General features: G+C 44.7%; 20 protein-coding genes and 1 other annotated feature. Of the genes, 14 read left to right on the forward strand and 6 right to left on the reverse strand.

The features are described 5' to 3' along the window. Nucleotides 1-358: 358 nt before the first annotated feature. Both FKQ60_RS15060 and FKQ60_RS15065 read left to right on the forward strand, forming a co-directional pair. Nucleotides 359-754, forward strand: coding sequence for a SulA-like leucine-rich domain-containing protein (locus FKQ60_RS15060; protein ID WP_154168416.1), 396 nt, complete (start codon nt 359-361; stop codon nt 752-754). 180 nt (nt 755-934) lie between these two features. Further along, nucleotides 935-2,038, forward strand: a complete 1,104-nt coding sequence (locus FKQ60_RS15065; RefSeq protein WP_170906695.1) for a phosphoribosylaminoimidazolesuccinocarboxamide synthase — start codon at nt 935-937, stop codon at nt 2,036-2,038. Between the two features lie 58 nt (nt 2,039-2,096). Here FKQ60_RS15065 and FKQ60_RS15070 read toward each other — a convergent pair whose 3' ends face one another. After that, entirely contained in the window at nt 2,097-2,495 is a 399-nt protein-coding gene (locus tag FKQ60_RS15070) for a transporter (protein ID WP_154168420.1), read from the reverse strand. Between the two features lie 348 nt (nt 2,496-2,843). Between FKQ60_RS15070 and FKQ60_RS15075 the strand changes: the two genes are divergently transcribed. The 4 genes from FKQ60_RS15075 (at nt 2,844) to FKQ60_RS15090 (ending at nt 6,668) form a co-directional block, all read left to right on the forward strand. Then, entirely contained in the window at nt 2,844-4,532 is a 1,689-nt protein-coding gene (locus FKQ60_RS15075) for an NAD-dependent malic enzyme (RefSeq protein ID WP_004395448.1), read from the forward strand. A gap of 101 nt (nt 4,533-4,633) precedes the next feature. Further along, complete coding sequence (locus FKQ60_RS15080; RefSeq protein ID WP_161425622.1) at nt 4,634-4,957, forward strand: DUF3392 domain-containing protein; 324 nt, start codon at nt 4,634-4,636, stop codon at nt 4,955-4,957. Then, the gene (locus FKQ60_RS15085; RefSeq protein ID WP_161425621.1) at nt 4,930-5,688 is read left to right on the forward strand and encodes an ElyC/SanA/YdcF family protein; all 759 of its coding nucleotides are present in this window, start codon (nt 4,930-4,932) and stop codon (nt 5,686-5,688) included. The genes FKQ60_RS15080 and FKQ60_RS15085 overlap by 28 nt, the downstream gene beginning before the upstream one ends. A 149-nt stretch (nt 5,689-5,837) precedes the next feature. Further along, nucleotides 5,838-6,668 (forward strand): DUF2797 domain-containing protein, encoded by an 831-nt coding sequence (locus tag FKQ60_RS15090; protein ID WP_170904828.1) that lies wholly within the window; start codon nt 5,838-5,840, stop codon nt 6,666-6,668. A 61-nt stretch (nt 6,669-6,729) separates the two neighbouring features. On the opposite strand, the gene FKQ60_RS15095 is transcribed toward FKQ60_RS15090, so the two are convergent. Together FKQ60_RS15095 and FKQ60_RS15100 are read right to left on the reverse strand one after the other, a co-directional pair. Continuing rightward, nucleotides 6,730-7,980: a cysteine desulfurase-like protein gene (locus FKQ60_RS15095; RefSeq protein WP_170904829.1), complete on the reverse strand. Its 1,251-nt coding sequence runs from the start codon at nt 7,978-7,980 to the stop codon at nt 6,730-6,732. Further along, nucleotides 7,964-8,620, reverse strand: coding sequence for a 2OG-Fe dioxygenase family protein (locus tag FKQ60_RS15100; RefSeq protein ID WP_170904830.1), 657 nt, complete (start codon nt 8,618-8,620; stop codon nt 7,964-7,966). The genes FKQ60_RS15095 and FKQ60_RS15100 overlap by 17 nt, the downstream gene beginning before the upstream one ends. Before the next feature lie 399 nt (nt 8,621-9,019). On the opposite strand from FKQ60_RS15100, the gene FKQ60_RS15105 reads away from it, so the two are divergent. The 6 genes from FKQ60_RS15105 (at nt 9,020) to FKQ60_RS15130 (ending at nt 17,449) form a co-directional block, all read left to right on the forward strand. Then, nucleotides 9,020-9,484 carry a helix-turn-helix domain-containing protein gene (locus FKQ60_RS15105; RefSeq protein WP_158138325.1) on the forward strand — a complete coding sequence of 155 codons (465 nt, stop codon included), beginning with the start codon at nt 9,020-9,022 and terminating at the stop codon, nt 9,482-9,484. A 12-nt stretch (nt 9,485-9,496) separates the two neighbouring features. Beyond that, a complete protein-coding gene (locus FKQ60_RS15110) occupies nt 9,497-10,849 on the forward strand; it encodes an MATE family efflux transporter (RefSeq protein ID WP_004395455.1) in 1,353 nt (450 codons plus the stop codon). A gap of 141 nt (nt 10,850-10,990) precedes the next feature. Next, nucleotides 10,991-11,950, forward strand: a complete 960-nt coding sequence (gene trxB, locus FKQ60_RS15115) for a thioredoxin-disulfide reductase (protein ID WP_158138323.1) — start codon at nt 10,991-10,993, stop codon at nt 11,948-11,950. A gap of 118 nt (nt 11,951-12,068) precedes the next feature. Beyond that, nucleotides 12,069-13,856, forward strand: coding sequence for a cysteine/glutathione ABC transporter permease/ATP-binding protein CydD (cydD, locus tag FKQ60_RS15120; protein ID WP_170904831.1), 1,788 nt, complete (start codon nt 12,069-12,071; stop codon nt 13,854-13,856). Further along, the gene (cydC, locus tag FKQ60_RS15125) at nt 13,849-15,570 is read left to right on the forward strand and encodes a cysteine/glutathione ABC transporter ATP-binding protein/permease CydC (RefSeq protein WP_170904832.1); all 1,722 of its coding nucleotides are present in this window, start codon (nt 13,849-13,851) and stop codon (nt 15,568-15,570) included. The genes cydD and cydC overlap by 8 nt, the downstream gene beginning before the upstream one ends. 160 nt (nt 15,571-15,730) lie before the next feature. After that, on the forward strand, nt 15,731-17,449 hold the full coding sequence (locus FKQ60_RS15130; RefSeq protein WP_170906696.1) for a hypothetical protein: 1,719 nt from the start codon (nt 15,731-15,733) through the stop codon (nt 17,447-17,449). Nucleotides 17,450-17,564: 115 nt separating this feature from the next. Here the strand turns inward: FKQ60_RS15130 and rluB are convergent, their stop codons facing one another. The 3 genes from rluB to FKQ60_RS15145 form a co-directional block, all read right to left on the reverse strand. Beyond that, nucleotides 17,565-18,605 carry a 23S rRNA pseudouridine(2605) synthase RluB gene (gene rluB / locus FKQ60_RS15135; protein ID WP_004395460.1) on the reverse strand — a complete coding sequence of 347 codons (1,041 nt, stop codon included), beginning with the start codon at nt 18,603-18,605 and terminating at the stop codon, nt 17,565-17,567. A gap of 118 nt (nt 18,606-18,723) precedes the next feature. Then, nucleotides 18,724-19,344: an L-threonylcarbamoyladenylate synthase gene (locus tag FKQ60_RS15140; RefSeq protein ID WP_004395461.1), complete on the reverse strand. Its 621-nt coding sequence runs from the start codon at nt 19,342-19,344 to the stop codon at nt 18,724-18,726. A 2-nt stretch (nt 19,345-19,346) separates the two neighbouring features. Further along, the gene (locus FKQ60_RS15145; RefSeq protein ID WP_170904835.1) at nt 19,347-20,219 is read right to left on the reverse strand and encodes a PHP domain-containing protein; all 873 of its coding nucleotides are present in this window, start codon (nt 20,217-20,219) and stop codon (nt 19,347-19,349) included. A gap of 88 nt (nt 20,220-20,307) precedes the next feature. Here FKQ60_RS15145 and FKQ60_RS15150 point away from each other — a divergent pair, with 88 nt between their 5' ends. Together FKQ60_RS15150 and FKQ60_RS15155 are read left to right on the forward strand one after the other, a co-directional pair. Continuing rightward, nucleotides 20,308-20,418 carry a Trp operon leader peptide gene (locus tag FKQ60_RS15150; protein ID WP_083797757.1) on the forward strand — a complete coding sequence of 37 codons (111 nt, stop codon included), beginning with the start codon at nt 20,308-20,310 and terminating at the stop codon, nt 20,416-20,418. Continuing rightward, nucleotides 20,365-20,466: a sequence feature (Trp leader region), on the forward strand. It overlaps the preceding gene by 54 nt. A gap of 161 nt (nt 20,467-20,627) precedes the next feature. Then, nucleotides 20,628-22,193, forward strand: coding sequence for an anthranilate synthase component 1 (locus FKQ60_RS15155; RefSeq protein WP_170906697.1), 1,566 nt, complete (start codon nt 20,628-20,630; stop codon nt 22,191-22,193). The last annotated feature ends 1 nt before the right edge of the window (nt 22,194 follow it).

Genomic DNA, 22,194 nt, shown 5'->3' on the forward strand with positions numbered 1-22,194 from the left:
TTACGGGCCGTAAGTAATCGTCATATGCAAATGTCAGATCGTGATGCGCCTGTTAGGGCGCTGCTTGTAAGAAAGCCTTATAGGCGCATATGAAAAACCTCCGGCTATGCCGGAGGATATTTTTTTTAAATAAATTCCCTTTTCATCTCTCATCTCAACAAACTGTAAATTTGATCACAAATTCACATCTTTCATCTACTCTCTCGTTCAAAAAACAACCGCTTATTTATCAATCATCTAGGATAAAAATGACGACTAAATGTCAGAAATGAACTAAAAACGAACACACTTACCACTTGATCATCATCCACGCCTCGACTACTGTACATACATACAGCATGTATATGAGGACAGTATTATGCTTAACACTACCTTCCATTATTCAGACACGATTTACGAGACTTGCACAGTCAATCACCACAGCGTACCACTGCTCAATTATCCTATGTTGTCTCGATTAGCTCAGCTATCCGAGCAACACCAATGGATTCTCTATACGGCACAATGCCCGCGTCCTCACTATCAACAATTAAGCATGCACCGGATCCAGTGCCATAAAATTATTCATATGAAAGCTTCACGTTCAGGTTCTGAAATAGACATTGTGCTCAAAGCGATTCAATCAGGCAATGCCAGTGCTATTGTTGCTTCGGCAGGTATCGATAAAGCAAATCAACGCCGTTTACAACACATGGCGAAACAGCACCAATGTGAAGTTTTTTTCCTGAACAAAACCTCGCCGGTCTTTCATTAACGACGGTACCCCGAGCAGAGACTGAATCTATCAATAACCCACCAAGGCAAACGTTTGCTTTTTATATGGCGACAGAAAATAGTTCTGGTATGATGCGTGCCATAAACAAGACCCAATGGTCGGTTGACAAACCAGAGGGTCTTTCTTGTCAACGCTGTTTAATCCAGATAGGAATGTTTCATGAGTCTTGCTGATCAAGTTCTTGCCGTCAATGACGACCTCCCCATTCGTACCCACTTGCCTGTACATAGCGGTAAAGTCCGCTCGGTTTACTGGCTTACCGAACAAGACAGTCAGCGATTGATCCAAGAAAAAGGTTATCCGATTGCCAAAGATGCACCACTGGCAATTATGGTGATCAGCGATCGTATCTCTGCTTTTGATTGTATTTGGCATGCAGAAGGTGGATTAAAAGGCGTTCCCGGTAAAGGCGCGGCGCTCAATGCTATTTCTAACCATTGGTTTAGCCTTTTCAAACAACAAGGGTTAGCCGATAGTCACATCGTCGACATTCCTCACCCTTTAGTGTGGATAGTCCAAAAAGCCAAACCGATTAAAATCGAAGCGATCTGCCGCCAATACATCACTGGATCGATGTGGCGTGCTTACGCTAAAGGTGAACGCGAATTTTGTGGTATTGCTCTGCCTGATGGATTGGAAAAAGATAGCCTACTCCCTGAGCTACTGATCACGCCATCAACCAAAGGTATTTTAACTGGGATCCCTGGTATTCCTGAAGCCGATGATGTGAATATCACTCGACACGATATCGAACAGAATTTCGCTGCATTTAACTTTACTCATCCTGCTGATATTGATCATTACGAAACGCTGCTTAAACAGGGTTTTAGCGTGATTAGTGAAGCATTAAAAGCCATCGGGCAACAGTTTGTTGATACCAAATTTGAGTTTGGTTATGTTACCGATGCCAATGGACAAGAAAAACTGATTTATATGGATGAAGTTGGTACGCCCGACTCTTCGCGCATTTGGGACACCGAATATTATCAAAAAGGCCAAATCGTCGAAAATTCAAAAGAAGGCTTTCGCCAATTTTTGCTTGGTTACTTCCCTGACCCAGATATTTTACTCAATAAAGAACGGATGACAGAGCGCGAAGCATTGGCACAAAATAATGCGCTTCCGGTAGAAGCACTGATGGACATTTCGCGCACCTATTTAGGCATTGCAGAAAAAATTGTCGGCCACCCTATCAAACTAAGTAGCCATCCTAAACAAGAGATCATCGCTATATTGCGTGACCAATACGATTTGATTGTCTAACGCTGTTTTTTACCCGCACTCATCATCTGATCGATGGGTGCGGATGATAATGAAAGCGCTAACTCACGGGCAAAGCGGGGTTAACGATCACCAAAAACTCATCCCCCTGAGCGGGCTGTAATTTAACCTCGGCGCTTTGCTCGATCAACAGAACCTGCGCTGGCTCTAATCCATAAGGCATGATCAGTGTTAGCTCTTCTATCCCTTCGGCTTTAGCCAGTTTGAGCAATGCGATGAGATTGGCTTCGTCACTTCGACGGCTAGATAACGTGCTTAAGGCCAAATCCCATAGTCGCTCTTCATGGGTTTTACTCTGTTTAACGGTATCTTGCCAGACGGTACCGAAAATGGGAGCAAAGGAGGCTAATACATCAGAAAAATTCCATCGTTTGGTACACGATGCTCCTAAAAAGCTCGCATAATCAAACACGACAGAAACTCGTTGTGATTGTTGCATGTTTACCTCAATGTAAAAATCTATCCTAGCGGGCTTACTATTATGCAGGAACACTTATATAGCAATACGATATGTAAAAACAATCTTTTATGGGAAGTATTCTCTTCTAACTGGAATATAAAAAATCAAACTTGTAACACTATATACCGACTATGTTTCTGATTGGTACTCTTCTCGTCAACAGAAGGTTATCCATCAAAAAGTCCGCGAGAGTGACCGATTTAACCTTTAATTAAGTCTATAATGAAAATAATCACTTAAACGGAAAGGCTTATCTATTTACAACTTAGCGGATAAGCCGCTATCATTTTTAACCATCTGTTCCCACCTACCCTACATAGGCACCAAATGAATAACGATAAACGTCCGCTTTATATTCCTTATGCTGGCCCTGCGCTACTCAGCACCCCTTTACTGAATAAAGGCAGTGCCTTTAGCGCCGAAGAGCGTGCATCTTTTAACTTGGAAGGCTTACTTCCAGAATCGACAGAAACGATTCAAGAACAAGTGGTCCGTGCTTATCAACAATATTGCAGCTTTGAAAGTGATATGGATAAGCATATTTACCTACGTAATATTCAAGACACCAACGAGACTCTCTTCTATCGTTTAGTACAAAACCATATCTCTGAAATGATGCCGATCATTTACACCCCGACGGTTGGCGCTGCGTGTGAGAATTTCTCTAATATTTACCGTCGTGGTCGTGGGCTATTTATCTCCTACGCTAACCGAGATCGTATCGACGATCTGCTTAATAACGCCGCAAACCATAACGTTAAAGTGATTGTGGTGACTGATGGTGAACGTATTCTCGGCCTTGGCGACCAAGGGATTGGAGGTATGGGCATTCCAATCGGTAAATTATCACTTTACACGGCTTGTGGCGGAATCAGTCCCGCCTATACCTTACCTATCGTATTGGATGTCGGTACCAATAACCCGCAACGCTTAGCAGACCCAATGTACATGGGCTGGCGTCATCCTCGGATCACCGGAGCCGAATACGATAACTTTGTCGAAGATTTTATCCAAGCGGTACAACATCGTTGGCCAGATGCGTTAATTCAATTTGAAGATTTTGCGCAAAAAAATGCCATGCCACTGTTGGAACGCTACAAAAATCGCATTTGCTGCTTTAATGATGACATTCAAGGTACAGCGGCGGTCACCGTTGGCTCACTACTGGCGGCTTGTAAAGCGGCAGGTAGCCAATTATCACAACAGCGGATCACCTTCTTAGGGGCAGGCTCTGCTGGCTGTGGCATTGCTGAAGCGATTATTGCCCAGATGGTCTCCGAAGGGATCTCCGACGCTCAAGCTCGTTCACAAGTCTATATGGTCGATCGCTGGGGTCTATTAGAAGAAGGGATGCCGAATCTGCTTGATTTCCAACAGCGTCTGGTGCAGAAAAAAGACAATACTCAAGATTGGACTTCTGAAGGTAATGGTTACTCATTGGTCGATGTAGTCCGTCATGCCAAACCAACCGTGTTGGTGGGTGTTTCAGGCGCTCCAGGCCTATTCAGTGAGGAAGTGATCAAAGAGATGCATGCACATTGCCCTCGACCGATTATTTTTCCTCTCTCTAACCCGACGAGTCGAGTTGAAGCGACGCCTGCCGACATTATTCACTGGACCAATGGTGAAGCGTTAGTCGCCACTGGTAGTCCGTTTGCTCCCGTCATCCATGATGGTAAGACGTACGCCATTGCCCAGTGTAATAACAGCTACATCTTCCCTGGGATTGGCTTAGGCGTACTCGCCGTAGGAGCGAAACGAGTCACTGATGAAATGTTAATGGAATCGAGCCGAGCTTTATCACTCTGCTCACCACTAGCGATTAATGGTCACGGTCCACTTCTGCCACCGCTAGAATCGATTCATTCTGTCTCGAAGAAAATTGCCTTTGCTGTCGCTAAAAAAGCCATAGAACAAGGTGTTGCGTTAGAAATTACGGATGAAGCTTTGGACGTTGCCATTGAACAGCATTTCTGGCAACCTGCTTATCGTCGTTACAAGCGTACCGCTTTTTAATTCGTCCCGTTGAACAAAGCGTTAATAGGAGCTGTTAATTTTTGCACTGTTTTGTCGTGCAACGTTAGCAGCTCCGAGGCTTTAATCACTAGAGCACCGATATGATGAGTTTTTTTGCCCCAGCCGGTCAGTATCTGGCCCCCTATCTTGCTGAGATCTCGATGGCATTGATTGCCTGTTGGTTGGTGATGTTAGGCGGAGAGGTGAATGCGTTACTGCGTCGCCTGATGCATAACCAGCATTTTATTGTCCGCACTTTAGTCTTTATTATCGTCAATGCGTTTGGTTATGGCTTACTGATTGTCAAAGCCAGCCCTTACTTAACTCGCACACTGGCCAACTTAGAGCGAGGCATGATGTTTAGTATCATCATGATCAGTTTTATTGTGATAGGTTTATGGGCACAAAAAAACCGACAAATTTAATGATTGGCCGACTGAAAACGCTTTTACGTTGGTTTCTCCGCGGCGTAGCCTTGCTGATGCTGCTTTTCCTGATAGCCGTAGCCGTCATTTTTTCTATCGACCGCTGGGTAAGCTGGCAAACTCAACCGCATATTATTAGCGATATCAATAAATTACCCAAATTTGATGTCGCGGTGGTGCTAGGAACCAGTAAGTACCTTGGGCGCACCTTAAACGATTATTATCTACACCGTATTGAAGCGGCGATTGAGCTTTATCAACTCAATAAAACCGATTATTTTCTTCTGAGCGGCGATAATGCTCATCGTTCTTATAACGAACCTTGGACGATGAAACGCGATTTACTCAAAGCGGGCGTGCCCGATGGGCAGATCTATCTCGACTATGCTGGCTTTCGTACTTTAGATTCGATTGTCAGGGCGAAACGCATTTTTGATACCGATGATTTCTTGATCGTCACTCAACGTTTTCATTGCGAGCGTGCGCTCTTTATCGCTCAACATCACGAGATTAACGCCACTTGTCTAGCCGTTCCCGGTCCTAAAAATCATCTAGGATACAAAGTACGTTTACGTGAAGTCTTCGCAAGAAGCAAAGCGGTTTTAGATCTTTACTTCCTCGATACGCAACCAAGGTTCTTAGGTCCCAAAGAACCTATCCTGTCTGAATCTCGTGATAATGGTACACTAAGCGAGAACACTGTCGATGAGTCTGATTGGACTCAAAAGTAATCACATAATTCTAAACCCAAACGACCGAAAACACGCCGTTAATAACCTATGCTCTGGCTTACGGGTCTCAATAATCCGTTGATTAACTAGCTCATAAGCAACGTAAGTTTCGGTCAGTAAGGGATAACACTACAAAAAAGAGCGATGTCATGTCTTTAACTATTCGCGGCGTATTACAAAAAATGCGCGCTCAACATCATCAAACGGTTCATTACCAACTTCCCGTTGGCGAGCACCTGATCGACCTTAATCCATTGATCGGCAAAACGCTGACACTTCATCATACGGGTAATATTTTTTGCCATTCATGCGGCAAAAAGACCAAAAAAAGTTACTCTCAAGGTCATTGCTTTGTATGCATGAAGAAACTTGCTAGTTGCGATATGTGCATCATGAAACCAGAGACCTGCCATTTTGGACAAGGCACCTGCCGTGAACCTGAATGGGCACAAAATCACTGCATGGTCGATCATTACGTTTATCTCTCCAACACCTCGAGCTTAAAAGTCGGCATCACTCGCCATAATCAAATTCCGACGCGCTGGATAGATCAAGGAGCCACTCAAGGATTACCGCTGTACAAAGTCAAAACACGACATATTTCAGGCTTACTCGAAGTCGAACTGGCTAAACACATCGCTGATAAAACCAATTGGCGAACGCTACTGAAAGGAGATGGTGAACCTCTGCCCTTAGCCGAACACGCTGCAAAGTTAACACCATTATTAGCAGAAAAAATTACCGAATTAAAACAACAATTTGGAGATGATGTGGTAATTGAGTTGAATGAGAGCGGTACCGAGATCAGTTATCCGGTTGAACAACATCCGATTAAAATCACTTCCCATAATTTTGATAAACAGCCATTAGTTAGTGGTGTGTTACAAGGTATTAAAGGTCAATATCTGATTTTTGATAGCGGCGTGATCAATATTCGCAAATACACCGCTTACGAAGTAGAAGTGAGTTACAACGAATAATATCGGAAATAATCCAGAGAGCCATCGAGCAAACAAGTTTGCCCGATGGCGACTGGCGGCGTTACTCGACGAGCGATACTGGCTTAACCAATGGCGCCAATACGTTAAAAAGCTGATCGATTTCTTCAACGGTGTTGTAGTGCATTAAACCAATTCGCACCACTCCACCTTTCGCTTCTAAGCCTAGTTGACGAATCAAACCTAGCGCATAAAAATGGCCATTCCAGACACAAATATTTTGTTCACCTAATGTCTTGGCTATCCATTCTGGTGAATGATCAGCGATACGAATCGCGAACGTCGGTGTACGCTTATCGCTGTCCGCTTCCCATCGACCATACAGTTGAGCTTGCGGTAATTGTTGTAATTTACGCAGAAAATAACCACTCAGCTGCTGCTCATGTTGATTAAATTGTGCAAAACTCTGCGCCAAACGTTGACGTAAAGGCGCACCGCTTTCTCCCCATTGAGCCAAATAATCAATCGCAGCCACTAAGCCTGCTAAGCTTTCAAAACTCTGGGTTCCCGTTTCAAATCGGCCGGGACCAATATTGGTTGCGGGCTCCACTTTATAAGGTTGCAAACTGTGTAGCCATTGAGAGTGGATATAGGCAATACCGATGTGGGGCCCGAAAAATTTATACGCCGAACAGACTAAGAAATCACACTCCAAATCTTGGACATCAATTAAATGGTGCGGCGCATAATGCACAGCATCAATGAACACTTGAGCCCCTACCGCGTGAGCTGCCTCGATAACCCTTTTGACATCGACGATTGAACCCGTCGTATTAGACGCATAAGTCAACGCGACCAAAGTTGTTTGAGCATTAATTAGGCTTAAAAGATGATCAATATCCAGCGTACCGTTTTCAGGATTGATCCTTGCTTGATGAACAAGCGCCCCTTTATCTTGTGCGGCCTCTTCCCAGCTCGATACATTAGAATAATGATCCAAGGCCGTAACAACCACTTCATCACCCCTTTGCCACTCTCGACTGATGCTGCGACTGAGTTGAAACGTCAAGGAGGTCATATTCGCACCGAAGACAATGTTACCCGACGATTCAGCATTGAGTAGCGCTTGAGCCGATTCTCTTGCTTGTAACATGAGATCCGTTGTCCGCTGGCTCGAAAAAAAGTGACCACCAAGATTAGAATTAAAGTGACCCAGATAATCCGTCATCGCTTGTAGCACTGAGCGAGGCACCTGAGAACCACCGGGTCCATCAAAGAAATACACTGGCCGATCATGGTGAGTCTGGGCTAAAGCAGAAAACTGCACCCGTGCTTGCTCAGGAGTGAAACTCATGGCGACCATCCTTAGCGGTTAGAACAAAAACATCCATGTGCCCTTCTTGAGTGTGATCCACCGAGCGAATGGGACTCGCGTTGTGCCATAACTTACTGTCTGCGAGTATCGCCACCTCACCATTATCAAGCACTTTACGGAAAAATGGCGCTTCATGGCAGTCGTTGTAAAGCATAATGTCACCACCAACGATGTTATAGCGGTCAATACTGACTAAGGCGATATGATCAAACCCATCTTGATGAACGCCTTCTGGAGCGACTTGAGTTTCATCATAAATCGCCGTCACTCGAATTTGATGAATCTCTATCTCTTGCCCATTCGGTAACTCATTAGCCTGCATAAATAACTCGCATACCTCACGCATTCCCTCACTATTGAGTGTCTCTGCAAGAATCGGCTCAAACTGACGAACAATATTCCCTTGAAAATGGTTAATATCCTCGCTTTGCACAAACTCATTTTTTCCAAGAGAAACCACTTGACCATCTCGATACTGAATCACCGAATAACGACGCAAGCGGTATTTACCATCAGCATGTTCGGTATGGGGCAGCGTGGCAAACGATGGCGCTAATTGGCGTGTTGCCTCTGGACTTAAATGAGTAATTTGTAGGGTTGTTTCATGTGCAGATAACATTATTGACTCCTTAATGAAAACACATGCCAGACACTTTTGATTAACATTATATTTACATAAAGAATACGCAGAAATACGCTTTATTCAAGCCAAGCAGACAAAAAACCCTAAGAGACAGCAACAATAAGAAATAAAAAACTAATGAAAACATTAAAATTAGACTAATAAACCAAAAATTAACATTGCATAGCCCAAATTTTAGACTCACACACCAAGAAAAATAAAATTTAAATTAAAACAAATAGTTATACACAAACCACCGCCTTAGAATATTGAAGCGTAATCTAACCATTCATTCCATTCGACTCGCCTGTCGTTACATGGATTGAATAATGATTTTCTTGTTACCACAGAAATTGTTAGTTAGACTAACTAAAAAGATAAACGCAAGAGTAAATTATGGACTTAAGGCATAGCCTACAGCGCTTAGAGTGGCACTTATGGCATCATTGGCGTGAACAAGCAAAACATAATGGTCATTTAGAGTTAACCAATAGTGAATTGCAGTATATCTATACCTTACTTGCCTATGCGGAACAGGGCATTCGTTTAACCGAATTGGCTGACCAGATGAAGGTGAGCAAAGCTTCAGCGAGTGCCATGGTCAATAAGCTGCAAAAACAAGGTTATATCATTCGTGAACCTTGCATGGAGGATGCACGAGCACAGCGTCTGTTGCCGAGTGAAAAAATGTTGGCCATGCAAGAATATGAAGCAGAGGTGTATCACTCCGCCATTGTGCACTTTCAACAGACATTAACCAGCGATGAGTTGAGACAATTAGAACAGTTGTTAATGAAAGCTTGTCGTGATTTAGATCTTGGGGGCATGGAGCCGCCTCAGCTCACCTCTCGTCCTTATTAATTGAGAAACAACATGATAAATTTACAGCGCACTTCTGTCGGTAAAGCGTTTTGGCACTACACCTTGCCATCGATTGCCGCATTGATGGTCAGTGGTACCTATCAAATTGTCGATGGTATTTTTGTTGGTCACTTTATTGGGGCTGATGGCTTAGCGGCGATCAGTTTGGCCTGGCCATTTGTCGGCGTATTACTCGCCTTTGGTATGATGATTGGCATGGGTGCAGGGGCTCATACGTCGTTAAAAATGGGCGCAGGTGAAACCTCGTCTGCAATTAATTATTTGATCCACGGCCTACTATTACTGGTCGCTGTCGGCTTGCCGCTAGGCATTGCACTGCACTTTCTAAGTCCAATGTTTTTGCATTTTCAAGGTGCAACAGATGGAGCTTACTTACAAGGAGCAGATTATCTGTATTGGATGATGGCTGGCGCTCCGATTGTTCTCGGCAGTATTGCCTTACCACTGTTAGTACGTAACGCCGGAGCACCACGTTTAGCAACACTCGCGATGGGAATTGGTGCGATCAGTAATATTGCCTTGGACGCCCTATTTATTGGTTATTTCCGTTTTGGATTGCAAGGGGCAGCGATTGCTACTCTACTGGGGGAGCTGATCTCCGTCGCCATCTGTTTAAACTATTTACTGAGCCGTCGCAGCCAACTACCTATCTCAAAACAAGCTTTTCACTGGCAAAGCAAAGCCGTGTTCGACATTCTAAAAACCGGCTTGTCGAGTATGCTGATGTACCTATATATCAGTTTTTCTATTGTGCTGCACAACATGCTGCTGCTCAAACATGGTCAAGCCATCCATGTTGCTGCTTATAGTATTGCTGGTTATTTACTGACTTTTTACTATCTGATGGCCGAAGGCACTGCAGGAGGGATGCAGCCTCTGACCAGTTTTTACTACGGTGCGAATCTTAAACAACGCGTCAAAGCAACGTTTAAAATCGCCAGCGCATTTACCCTAGGCAGTGGTATTTTCCTGGTTCTGGCGATTCAATGGTCACCCAGTTTCTTTGCACAATTTTTTATTGCTCAAGGCGATGAAGCACTGCTCTCCACCACCACATGGGCAATGCGGTTGTTTTTATGTGCCATGTTTTTAGACGGTTTTCTTATTTTAACCGCAACGTGGTTTCAATCCTTAGGATTAGGCAATAAAGCGACGTTTATTACCATGAGTAATATGATGATTCAGATTCCTTTTTTGTTGGTTTTACCCCATTTCTTTGGTTTAAATGGCGTATGGCTCGCGGTTCCGCTGTCCAATATCTGTTTATCCTTACTGGTGGGTTTTATGTTGTATCGCCAATGGAAAAAACTCGGTCATCAACCCGATTCATTAGTCATCCCCTAGCGAACCTCTAATAACTTGATGTGGCCAGTGGTGGAGGCAGCTCACACCACGGCTTCAAGTAGCAAGGGGATATATGGCTTTTCATCCCGAACATTATTCCTTACAATCGATTAACTTTTTAGAACTCACAGCGGAGTCATCATGAGCGATGTAAAGCATTGTAAACTACTTATTTTAGGCTCAGGCCCAGCTGGCTACACCGCTGCCGTTTACGCAGCGCGTGCGAACCTAAATCCAGTGTTAGTCACTGGGATGCAACAAGGTGGTCAGCTTACGACCACCACGGAAGTGGAAAACTGGCCAGGCGATCCAGAAGGATTAACCGGACCCAATTTAATGGAGCGGATGAAGCAACACGCAGAGCGCTTTGAAACTGAAATTGTATTTGACCATATTAATCAGGTCGATTTTTCAACGCGCCCTTTCCGCTTGAAAGGTGATAGCCAAGAGTACACTTGCGATGCGTTGATTATTTCAACCGGTGCTTCCGCAAAATACTTAGGCCTACCTTCTGAAGAAGCGTTTAAAGGCCGAGGGGTTTCTGCTTGTGCAACTTGCGATGGTTTTTTCTATCGTAACCAAAAAGTCGCGGTGGTCGGTGGCGGTAACACCGCTGTCGAAGAAGCCTTGTATCTTGCCAATATCGCCTCTGAAGTTCACTTAATTCATCGTCGAGATACCTTTCGCTCAGAGAAAATTCTTATTGACCGTTTAATGGATAAAGTCAACAACGGTAATATTGTTCTACATACCAACCGCACGTTAGATGAAGTGCTTGGCGATGAGATGGGCGTGACCGGCGTTCGTTTAAAAGACACACAATCTGATCAAACCGAACAACTCGATGTCATGGGAGTTTTCATTGCTATCGGTCATCAACCCAATACCGACATCTTCCAAGGTCAACTTGATATGAAAGATGGCTATATTTGGGTCCAATCTGGCTTAGAAGGGAATGCAACTCAAACGAGCGTAGCTGGAGTTTTCGCTGCGGGAGATGTGATGGATCATAATTACCGTCAAGCCATCACTTCGGCTGGTACAGGTTGTATGGCCGCACTCGATGCTGAGCGCTACCTTGATAGCCTCAATAACAAATAAAAAACCATCGATTGTGCCTCCTGTGTGACAACTGACTAACCCAGCGGTATATCCGTTGGGTTTTCTTTTGTATACTAGCCGACTTACCTTTCATAATAATGATCAATAAGCCTTTAAAATGGATAAGAAAAAGCAACGCAGCCTCAATCTTTGGCTCAAACAGCAAAGCAAACTTGCCAAACGTTGGTTAATGCTTGCTATTGGGTTAGGCGTTATTTCGAGCTTGCTCTTGCTCGGGCAAGCCGCCTTGATCGCCAGTATTCTTCACCAGCTAATCATCGAGCAGGTAGATAAACAAGCCTTAGTCACGCATTTCAGTTTATTGGCCATGACCATTGCACTGCGCGCTGGCTGTTCATGGGCGAGAGAAATGGCTGGATTTCGTGCTGGTCAAGAGATCAGAACCTACATTCGGCAACTGATTTTTAATAAACTTCGTGATTTAGGACCAGCCTACATTAAAGGTAAACCTGCCGGAGCATGGGCAACCTTAACGCTTGAACAAGTCGAAGAAATGCATGACTTTTTTGCTCGTTATTTACCACAAATGGCGCTGGCAGTATTGATCCCTTTTATCATTTTAGTGGTGGTATTCCCAGTCAACTGGGCGGCAGGATTAATTTTCTTGATCACCGCTCCGCTTATTCCGCTATTTATGGCTTTAGTGGGCATGAAAGCCGCTGATGCAGGCAAGAAAAACTTTAAAGCGCTGCAACGTTTATCCGGTCATTTTTATGATCGTTTACAGGCCATGACGACGATCCGTTTATTTGATCGAACCCAAGCAGAAACCGATCAAATGCTAGGGGCTTCGGAAGTGTTTCGTAAACGAACCATGGATATCTTACGCATTGCTTTCTTATCCTCCGCAGTATTAGAGTTCTTTGCCTCGGTATCGATTGCCATCACCGCGGTGTACTTTGGTTTTAGCTTTATCGGTGAACTCAATTTTGGATATTACGGTACTGGCGTGACCTTATTTGCAGGATTATTTATTTTGATCCTCGCCCCAGAGTTTTATCAGCCTTTACGTGATTTAGGCACCTTTTATCATGCCAAACAACAAGCGATTGCTGCCGCTGAAAGTATGGTGGATTTCTTAAGTATCGATGTTGAACAAGTCCAATCAGGCCATCACTCTATGGCCAATGCCCCTTCTATCGAGATTATTGCCAAAGATTTATCCGTGTTAAGCCTAGAAGGAAAAACGCTCGTTGGTCCGATCTCTTTTCAATTAACCCATGGTCAAACCACGGCGTTAGTCGGACCAAGTGGCGCAGGCAAAACCAGCCTAGTCAATGCCCTGCTTGGTTTTATGCCTTATCAAGGCAGTTTAACCGTTAATGGTACGGAATTAAGTCAAATCGACCATGCTTCTTGGCGAGCGTTAATCAGTTGGATTGGACAAAACCCGCTTTTAGTCCACGGAACCATTCGTGACAATGTCACTTTAGGTAAAGAAAGTATCGACGATAAACAGCTACAAAAAGTATTAGATGAGGCTTTTGCTAGCGAATTTGTTCACTCACATGGATTAGATTACCCAATCAGTGATCGCTCTGGTGGCTTATCCGTCGGTCAGGCTCAACGCCTAGCACTGGCGAGAGCGATGTTACAGAACGGCAAATTTTGGCTCTTAGATGAGCCAACTGCCAGCTTAGACGCACAAAGTGAGCAACTGGTTATGCGCAGCTTAACACAACAAATTAGTGATAAAACGGCGCTATTTGTGACTCATCAACTTGAACCTTTACGTTCCGTCGATCAAATCTTAGTGATGCAAGAGGGACAGATCGTTCAACAAGGTAATTTTCATCAACTTAGTCAGCAACCAGGACTCTTTTCTCGCATGCTTAGTGCAAACCAAACTAGAAAAGAAGCCGATAAGGGGAATTTAGATGCGTGAATTATTGCCTTATCTCAAGCTGTATAAAAAACATTGGTTTGGCTTATCACTGGGTATGTTACTGGCCTTTTTTACGGTTTGTGCCTCAATCGGTTTATTAACACTGTCAGGATGGTTTTTATCGGCTGCAGCGGTAGCAGGCTTAACCATTGCCCGAGAAACGTTTAATTATATGCTACCTGGGGCTTTTGTCCGCGGCTTTGCTATGCAGCGTACAGCAGGCCGCTGGGGTGAGCGAGTGGTTAGCCATAATGCCACCTTTAAACTGCTGACCGATCTGCGAGTATTCTTTTTTACTAAATTAGCACCCTTGATTCCCGGACGAATCAATAATCTGCGTGATGCGGATTTGCTCAATCGCTTAGTCGCTGATATCAATGCGATGGATCATGTCTATCTAAGACTCATTAACCCAGTAACCGTGGGTATTTTGGGGATTGGCGCATTAACCGCCCTACTCTGTTGGTTTGATATGAGTTTGGGGTTAACGTTAGGGGCTATCTTACTGACGTTACTGCTCGTCTGGCCGCCTTTGTTTTACCTGCTAGGTAAACGTAATGGTCAAGCGTTAACGGAACATAAAGCGCAGATGCGTATTGCAACGCTAGACTGGCTGCAAGGTTATAGTGAACTGGTTATTTTTAATGCTGAGCAGCGCTACCGCAATGCGATTTTTATTGCCCAAGATAAGCTCCTATACAATCAAAAGGTCAATACCCATTATACTGGCCTTGCACAAGCCCTATTACTTCTCGCTAACGGCTGGGCCTTGCTGTTAATGCTGTGGTTGGCGGCGGATGGCGTCAATGGTCAAGCGCCCGATCCAATGATTGCTTTAATGGCCTTTGCGACCATGGCCAGTTTTGAATTATTAATGCCGATTGCCGGTGCATTTCAGTATTTAGGCCAAACCTTAACCTCCGCTCGTCGCTTAAATGAAATCATTCTTAGTAAGCCCGACGTGGTTTTCCCCCTGTCACCCACTCAACATGCTGATCAATTGGATATCGAGTTTAATCAGGTTAGTTTCGCTTACCCTGACAGTACAAAAACCGTTGTTGATAAGGTTGATCTCACGATTCCTGCTGGTAAAAAAGTGGCGATTGTGGGTCAAACCGGATCGGGAAAATCAACACTCATTCAATTGCTGTGTCGTTATTGGGATCCATCACAAGGTTGCATTTCTATTGGTGGAACTCGTTTGCAAGAGTGGCAAGAGAGCGATTTACGCCGCGCAATCAGTGTCGTCAGTCAACGGGTTGATATTCTAAATGGCAGTTTGCGTGATAATCTTCTGATGGCTAAGCCTGATGTAACCGACCGTGAATTAGAACCATTACTTCATCAAGTCGGGCTAGAGAAATTGCTCGATGGCCCAGGATTAGATACTTGGCTTGGCGATGGTGGACGTCAACTTTCCGGAGGTGAAAAACGCCGGATTGGTATCGCAAGAGCACTGCTCCATAACGGAAAAATTTTGCTGCTTGATGAGCCTACCGAAGGGTTAGATAAGCAAACTGAGCAACAAATTATGGCCTTACTACAAACCCATTTTGTCGATAAGACGGTGGTGTTTATCACTCACCGTTTGGTTGCTCTAGAGTCGATGGATACGATTTGCCTGATTGATCAAGGGGAAATCGTCGAGCAAGGTCATCATGACCAACTACTCGCTCAACAAGGACGATACTTTCAACTGCAACAAACTTTATAAGCAATCAATAAACAACGTATTGAATAGCATAGTTATTACTATATGATATGGTTTTTATTCTCGCCCTACATAACGTAGGGCGACTTATTTCAATCATCACTATGCCCTCTTTAATCTCGGTTTATTGACGATTCATCGTAGGGACACAACGGAGTTGACCGTGAAAAAACTGATTCTTGCCACTGCCATTGCTGCCACGGCAGCGGCGGGTGGCTACTTTTACCATCTTGATCCAAAAACCGATAGTGACATCGATCCTTTACTGACTCTGATCCCAGCCGAATCGGCTTTTGTCTCTTTCGCTACCGCAAACTACGATCATTATCAATATCTACATGCCTTCGGTAATGCTCAAGAGAGTTTGTACGACTATCTTGATGATAGAGATCTCACCGCAGAGCAAGCCTTTATTATTCAATATCTTGATGGTTATTTACAAAGTGCTGTTGATAAACAGACTCTGAAAACCTACCTCGGTACACCGGATAACATTAAGCCAGTGATGTATACCTTAGGCTTAGTTCCTGTGTATAAGCTTCAGCTCGAAAACAGCGACGCTTTTTGGCGAACCATCTCGCAAGTTGAACAAGAAACAGGGGCAGCCTACCAAGCTGGCCAATTCGGTGAAGTCACTTATCGCCGTTATCGACTCACTGAAGAAGAGGATGAAGATATTGGTCTGATCATTGCGGTAGGTAATCAAGTCGCGACCTTTACGCTTGATCTGCCAATGCTTGGTGAAGAAAACCCGCTTAAATTAGCTTTAGGCATTGAAAAACCACAACTCTCTTTTGCGCAAAGCGATCGTTTTAGCGAGCTGAAAACCAAATATGGTCAACAATACAGCAACTATGCTTACTTAGATCATCAAGCCATTATCCAAGGTCTCACCCAACCAGCCAGTAACCGTATTGCTCGTCAGCTGGAGGTATTACAACAACAGACCTCTGAACCATTTCTTGATGAAATTCGTCACCCCAATTGTCAAACAGAGTTAGCAGCCATTGCCCGTAACTGGCCACGTACCGTTGGGCTTGCTGAATATAGCATGCATAATGGACAAGCGGCGATCAAGGGTAAATTGGTTATTGAAAGCCATAACCAAGTGATCATTAATGCACTCAAAGCCATACGTGGCTTTTTACCTGAAGTGACCGATCCCACAGAGCGTATTTTTTCTATCGGTCTGGGTTTAGATGTTTCAAAATTAGCCACTTCTGTTGGTAGCATTTGGAATGACTTACGTCAACCAAGCTACTCTTGTGATTTTTTGGCAGATTTTCAACAAAGTTTAGGCGATGAAAACCCGGCGACAATGCTCAGTCTAGGGGCAAGTATGCTAAGCAGTGTCAAAGGTATGCATTTTGCGCTGAATGACCTGACCTTGGATACAGAGCATCCTTTTGGACCACAATGGGATAAACTCGATTTTCTTTTCACTCTTTCAGCTAATCAACCAGAAAACCTCTTGCTCAGCGCTCAGATGTTCGTGCCAGAATTAGCGCAATTGACGCTTGAAGCCAATGGAGAGCCGATTGATCTCTCGACACTGGTGAGTGCTGAAACAGGGATGCAAACGCCACTATTTGCTCGGCTTAATGATAAACACCTTGCTCTTTATTCTGGTGCCCAATCAGCAACCTCCGCAGAAGCTATCTTAAAACAACCATTAACGGCTAAAGGTCTGTTTCAGTTTGATGTTAATATGCCACGCTTTATGGAAGCCATGCGATTAGCCGCAGAGTTCAGTGGCGAAGAGTTACCTGAAGAGTTGATGCATGGATCAACGAGTAATGTGATTACTCAGTTTGTCATCGATATTAACGATAGCGGTATCACGGTTGACTATCATCAACGTTCAGCCCCATCGGTACAGTAATCTTATTGATGAACAAATAAAAATCCCGAGCATTGCTCGGGATTTTTCAATCATTAACTAAAGGTCAAGTGCTACTTTTGTTATGGATAAACCTATTCAATAACAAAAAATGCGCTTAGCCTTGGCGACGTGGCGCTTTAGCTTTACCGCTCGGAGCGCGGGTACCCTGACGGGAGCTCTGCTCTTGTGCGCTATTACGAGTACTTGAACCAGGTTTGCGACGAGCACGTGTAGGTGCATTGCCTGTCGAACCACCGGTCGTTGTCCCGTTAGTCACTCGGCTTTTCGGTTTAGCGGTGGTGGTCGTGATTCGCTCTTCATGACGCTTCACAGCACGACGGATCTTCTGACTACGTGAACGTTCACGTTTGCGCGATGTATTATCTTTCGATTCATCCAGCATGGTTTCTTTTTCTGGGCGTAGTTCAACGAGATCACGCAAGTAGTTAACTTGTTTAAGATCGAGCTCTACCCATCCCCCACGCGGTAATTTCTTATCTAAGAAAATATCGCCATAACGCACGCGCTTCAAACGACTTACTGTGGTGCCTTGTGACTCCCACAAACGGCGAACTTCGCGATTACGCCCTTCGTTAATCACCACATAGAAGGTATGATTCATACCTTCACCACCCGCATACATAACATCTTCAAAACGAGCCATGCCGTCTTCAAGCTGCACACCGCGCACTAAGTTGCGAATTTTTTCTTCGTTAATTTCGCCAAAAACTCGAACTAAATATTCACGTTCTACTTGACGGCTTGGGTGCATCAAACGATTAGCCAGCTCACCATCGGTAGTGAACAATAGTAAACCGGAAGTATTGGCATCAAGACGTCCAACTGAAATCCAACGTGACCCGCGAATTTTCGGCAAACGGTCAAAGACGGTGCGACGACCTTCAGGATCGTGACGAGTACACAGCTCACCTTCCGGCTTATAATAAGCCAGCACACGACAGATCACTTCTTCTGGCGCTTTAGCAGAAACGGCATGCCCATCAATACGTACTACGGCGGTTTCATCTTCTAGACGCTCACCGAGTATAGCTACCTTGCCATTAACACTTACACGTCCAGCTCGGATCAGAGCTTCAAGCTCTCGACGAGAACCATGACCAGCACGTGCTAAAACTTTTTGTAACTTTTCGCTCATTTATCTACCTATGATGTCGTCTTCTCAGACGTCGAATGACAATATGCGATCTTAAAATCGCGGTCGAATATTATTGCAAATAATCCAACAAAAAGCATCCGTTTTGTGACTGATGCGATCATTGAAATGGGGTTGGGTCTCCTGCACCTAAACGTGCAACAACCATTTCATCTTCACTGAAATCAATCACCGTGGTGGGTTGTTCCCCTAAATACCCACCATTGAGAATCACATCAACGAGATGCTCTAAGCGATCGCGAATCTCTTCCGGATCCGATTCCGTAGTTTCTTTGCCAGGAAGAATCAACGAAGTGGACATTAATGGCTCACCTAACGCCTCTAATAAATCGAGAGCAATTTTATTATCTGGTACGCGGATACCGATGGTTTTGCGTTTCACATTCATTAAACGACGAGGGACTTCTTTGGTGCCCTTGAAAATAAAGGTATAGGGGCCCGGTGTGTTATTTTTGAGCAAACGAAACGCGGTATTATCGACTCGTGCATACAAAGATAACTCCGATAAGTCGCGACATAATAATGTGAAATTATGTTTATCATCCAAACGACGAATTTGACAAATCCGCTCTAAAGCCTGTTTATTTTCTAATTGACAACCCAACGCATAGCCAGAATCCGTTGGGTAGACGACAACACCGCCATTACGAATAATCGCAACCGCTTGGTTAATTAAACGTGCTTGTGGGTTTTCAGGATGAACATAAAAAAATTGGCTCATGATTATTCCTCTTCATTGAGTCTCACGACTCTCTGGTTTGGCAGGTGCTGCCACTCTTTCCAAACCGCTTCAACGCCTGCTGGCAACCAAAGATTTCGCCCAAGCTCCATCCAAGGAGAGGGATAATGAAAGTCGCTGCCTTGCGAAGCGAGTAAATTAAAATGTATTGCGTAATCACCAAGGGTGCGCTTTTCTTGCGGTGCTTGCTGAGGCTGTGCCACTTCCATAGCATCACCTCCCGCTTCAACAAATGCGCTAATTAAGCGCTTAAGCCATTTCGCCGTCAAGTCATATCGCCCTGGATGGGCTAAAACCGCCTGTCCCCCAGCGGCATGAATCGCACTGATAGCCTCACTCATACTGCACCAGTTGGGCGGCACGTAGCCGGGATTATTACGGGTTAAGTATTTTTTAAACACTTGTTGCATGGATTTGACGTAGCCTTGGTCAACCAGCCATTTGGCAAAATGAGCACGAGTGATAGGTGCATCACCAGCGATCCGCTTAACGTCTTCCAATACCCCTTCTCTCGTCACTTTCGCTAACCGCTCAGCGATCAGCTCAGCACGCCCCACGCGGTGCTGTTTTTGCTCTGCAATTAATTGAGTGAGAGCGATATTATCGGGATCAATATTTAACCCAACAATATGAATATCTTTATTCTGCCATACCGTGGAAATCTCAATACCGTTGATTAACGTAATCGGATGCTGACCAGCTTCAATATAGGCTCGGGCTGGAGCTAAACCATCAATGGTATCGTGATCGGTAATCGCCAATACATCGACATTAAATTCTAACGCGCGATCGATCAATTGCTCAGGGCTAAATCGACCGTCTGAAGCAGTCGTATGACTGTGGAGATCTATTTTCATATCTATTGCCTGTTATTTAGGCTTGACTTTCTGCTCTCGAACTAGTTAACTAGTACGCAAATACAAAAGCACCGTATTAAGGCTTCCTATGTTACAAGAATTTAACCAAAACCATAATCACAATTTTAGTGCAGCTTCTGCTGAACTCACTTGGTGGCGCACTTGGACAAGTTCTTGGTGGGCAACGGTGTATTTCTAAATCGAATACACAACCAAAAGCCCGCTGATACTGAGCGGGCTTTTTTATTGACTCAGATCGCTGACTTTTATTCTCCCTAAACGACTTGGAATGACCACTTTCAGTAAAAAGGGATAACAACTTAGAAATACATCACAAGACGATTGGGTCAAACACAGGATTATGCGAGTATGCAAAGTAGCAAGAAAACCATTCATCAAGGAAGCTTTATGAACAAAGCTATTGATATCAAACAACAAGGGCAGCTTGAGGTTCTTCACACAACGCTACCTTATACACCGGATCCGACGCGTGTCTTCCATGCCTTGTGTGCCGATAAAACCGACTGTTTATTACTGGAATCCGCGGATATTGAATCAAAACAAGATGTCAAAAGCCTGTTGCTGATTGATGCCGCGGTGCGCATTACTTGCGTCGGTCATCGCGTCACTTTTCACGCCCTCACCGATAATGGCCAGCAGTTGGTTAAGTTACTTAAACATAATATTGCTACCGATATTAGCCACCAGCTCGATCATGATACGTTAACCCTCAACTTCGCTCCACTCAGTGATCAGCTAGATGAAGATTCCCGCTTGCAAGAAGCCAGTTCATTTGATGCGCTGCGTTTAGTGCAGCACAGCTTTGATCTAAGCAACCAAGATAAGTATGCGATTTTTCTCGGCGGTTTATTTGCTTATGACCTAGTGGCTAATTTTGAACCTTTAGGCAGCGCAGAGGCCATCGACCAGTGTCCAGATTATGTGTTTTATGTCGCTGAAACTTTAATGGTCATTGACCATAAAAACGCACACTGCCGCCTACAAGCGACGCTGTTTAGCGCCAATCAACAGCAACGCCAAGTGTTAGCCGCTCGCTTACAAACCATTACCACTCTTAGTGCAGAGTCAAAGCCACTGCCTACAGCACAAAAAGTCGCTGATCTCAGCGTGACCACCAATCTTTCTGATCCGGTATTCTGTGAAACGGTCAAGCACCTAAAAACCTTGGTCGTGAAAGGCGATATTTTCCAAGTTGTCCCCTCTCGCCGTTTTATGCTGCCTTGCCCATCTCCACTGGCTGCCTATAAAAAACTCAAAGACAGCAACCCAAGCCCATACATGTTTTACATGCAGGACACCCGTTTCACTCTATTTGGGACTTCGCCAGAAAGCGCCTTGAAATACGCAACCGACAGCAATCAAGTCGAGATTTATCCGATCGCTGGTACCCGCCGCCGCGGTAAACGCGCTGATGGATCCCTTGATCATGATTTAGACAGTCGTATTGAGCTTGAATTGCGCGGTGATAAAAAAGAAAACGCCGAACACATGATGCTGGTTGACCTGGCAAGAAATGATGTGGCGCGAATTGCGCAAGCCGGTAGCCGCCATGTGGCTGATTTACTCAAAGTTGACCGTTATAGCCATGTGATGCATTTGGTCTCTCGGGTTGTTGGTCAGTTGCGAGGCGATCTCGATGCCCTACACGCTTACCAAGCTTGTATGAACATGGGCACGTTAACGGGGGCACCGAAGATCCGCGCCATGCAAATTATTCGTGAAGTAGAAAAAACACGGCGTGGTAGCTATGGCGGTGCGGTGGGCTATTTAACGGGGGATGGTGATTTAGATACCTGCATCGTGATCCGTTCAGCGTATGTGGAAAATGGCATCGCACAAGTACAAGCGGGCGCTGGCGTTGTTTATGACTCTGATCCGCAATCCGAAGCCGATGAAACACGCGGTAAAGCCCAAGCCGTGATCGCGGCGATTCAATCAGCGCATCAGGAGTAAC

It is taken from the genome of Vibrio sp. A11 (genome assembly GCF_013048705.1).
In the GTDB taxonomy this organism is placed as follows: Bacteria; Pseudomonadota; Gammaproteobacteria; order Enterobacterales; family Vibrionaceae; genus Vibrio; species Vibrio metschnikovii.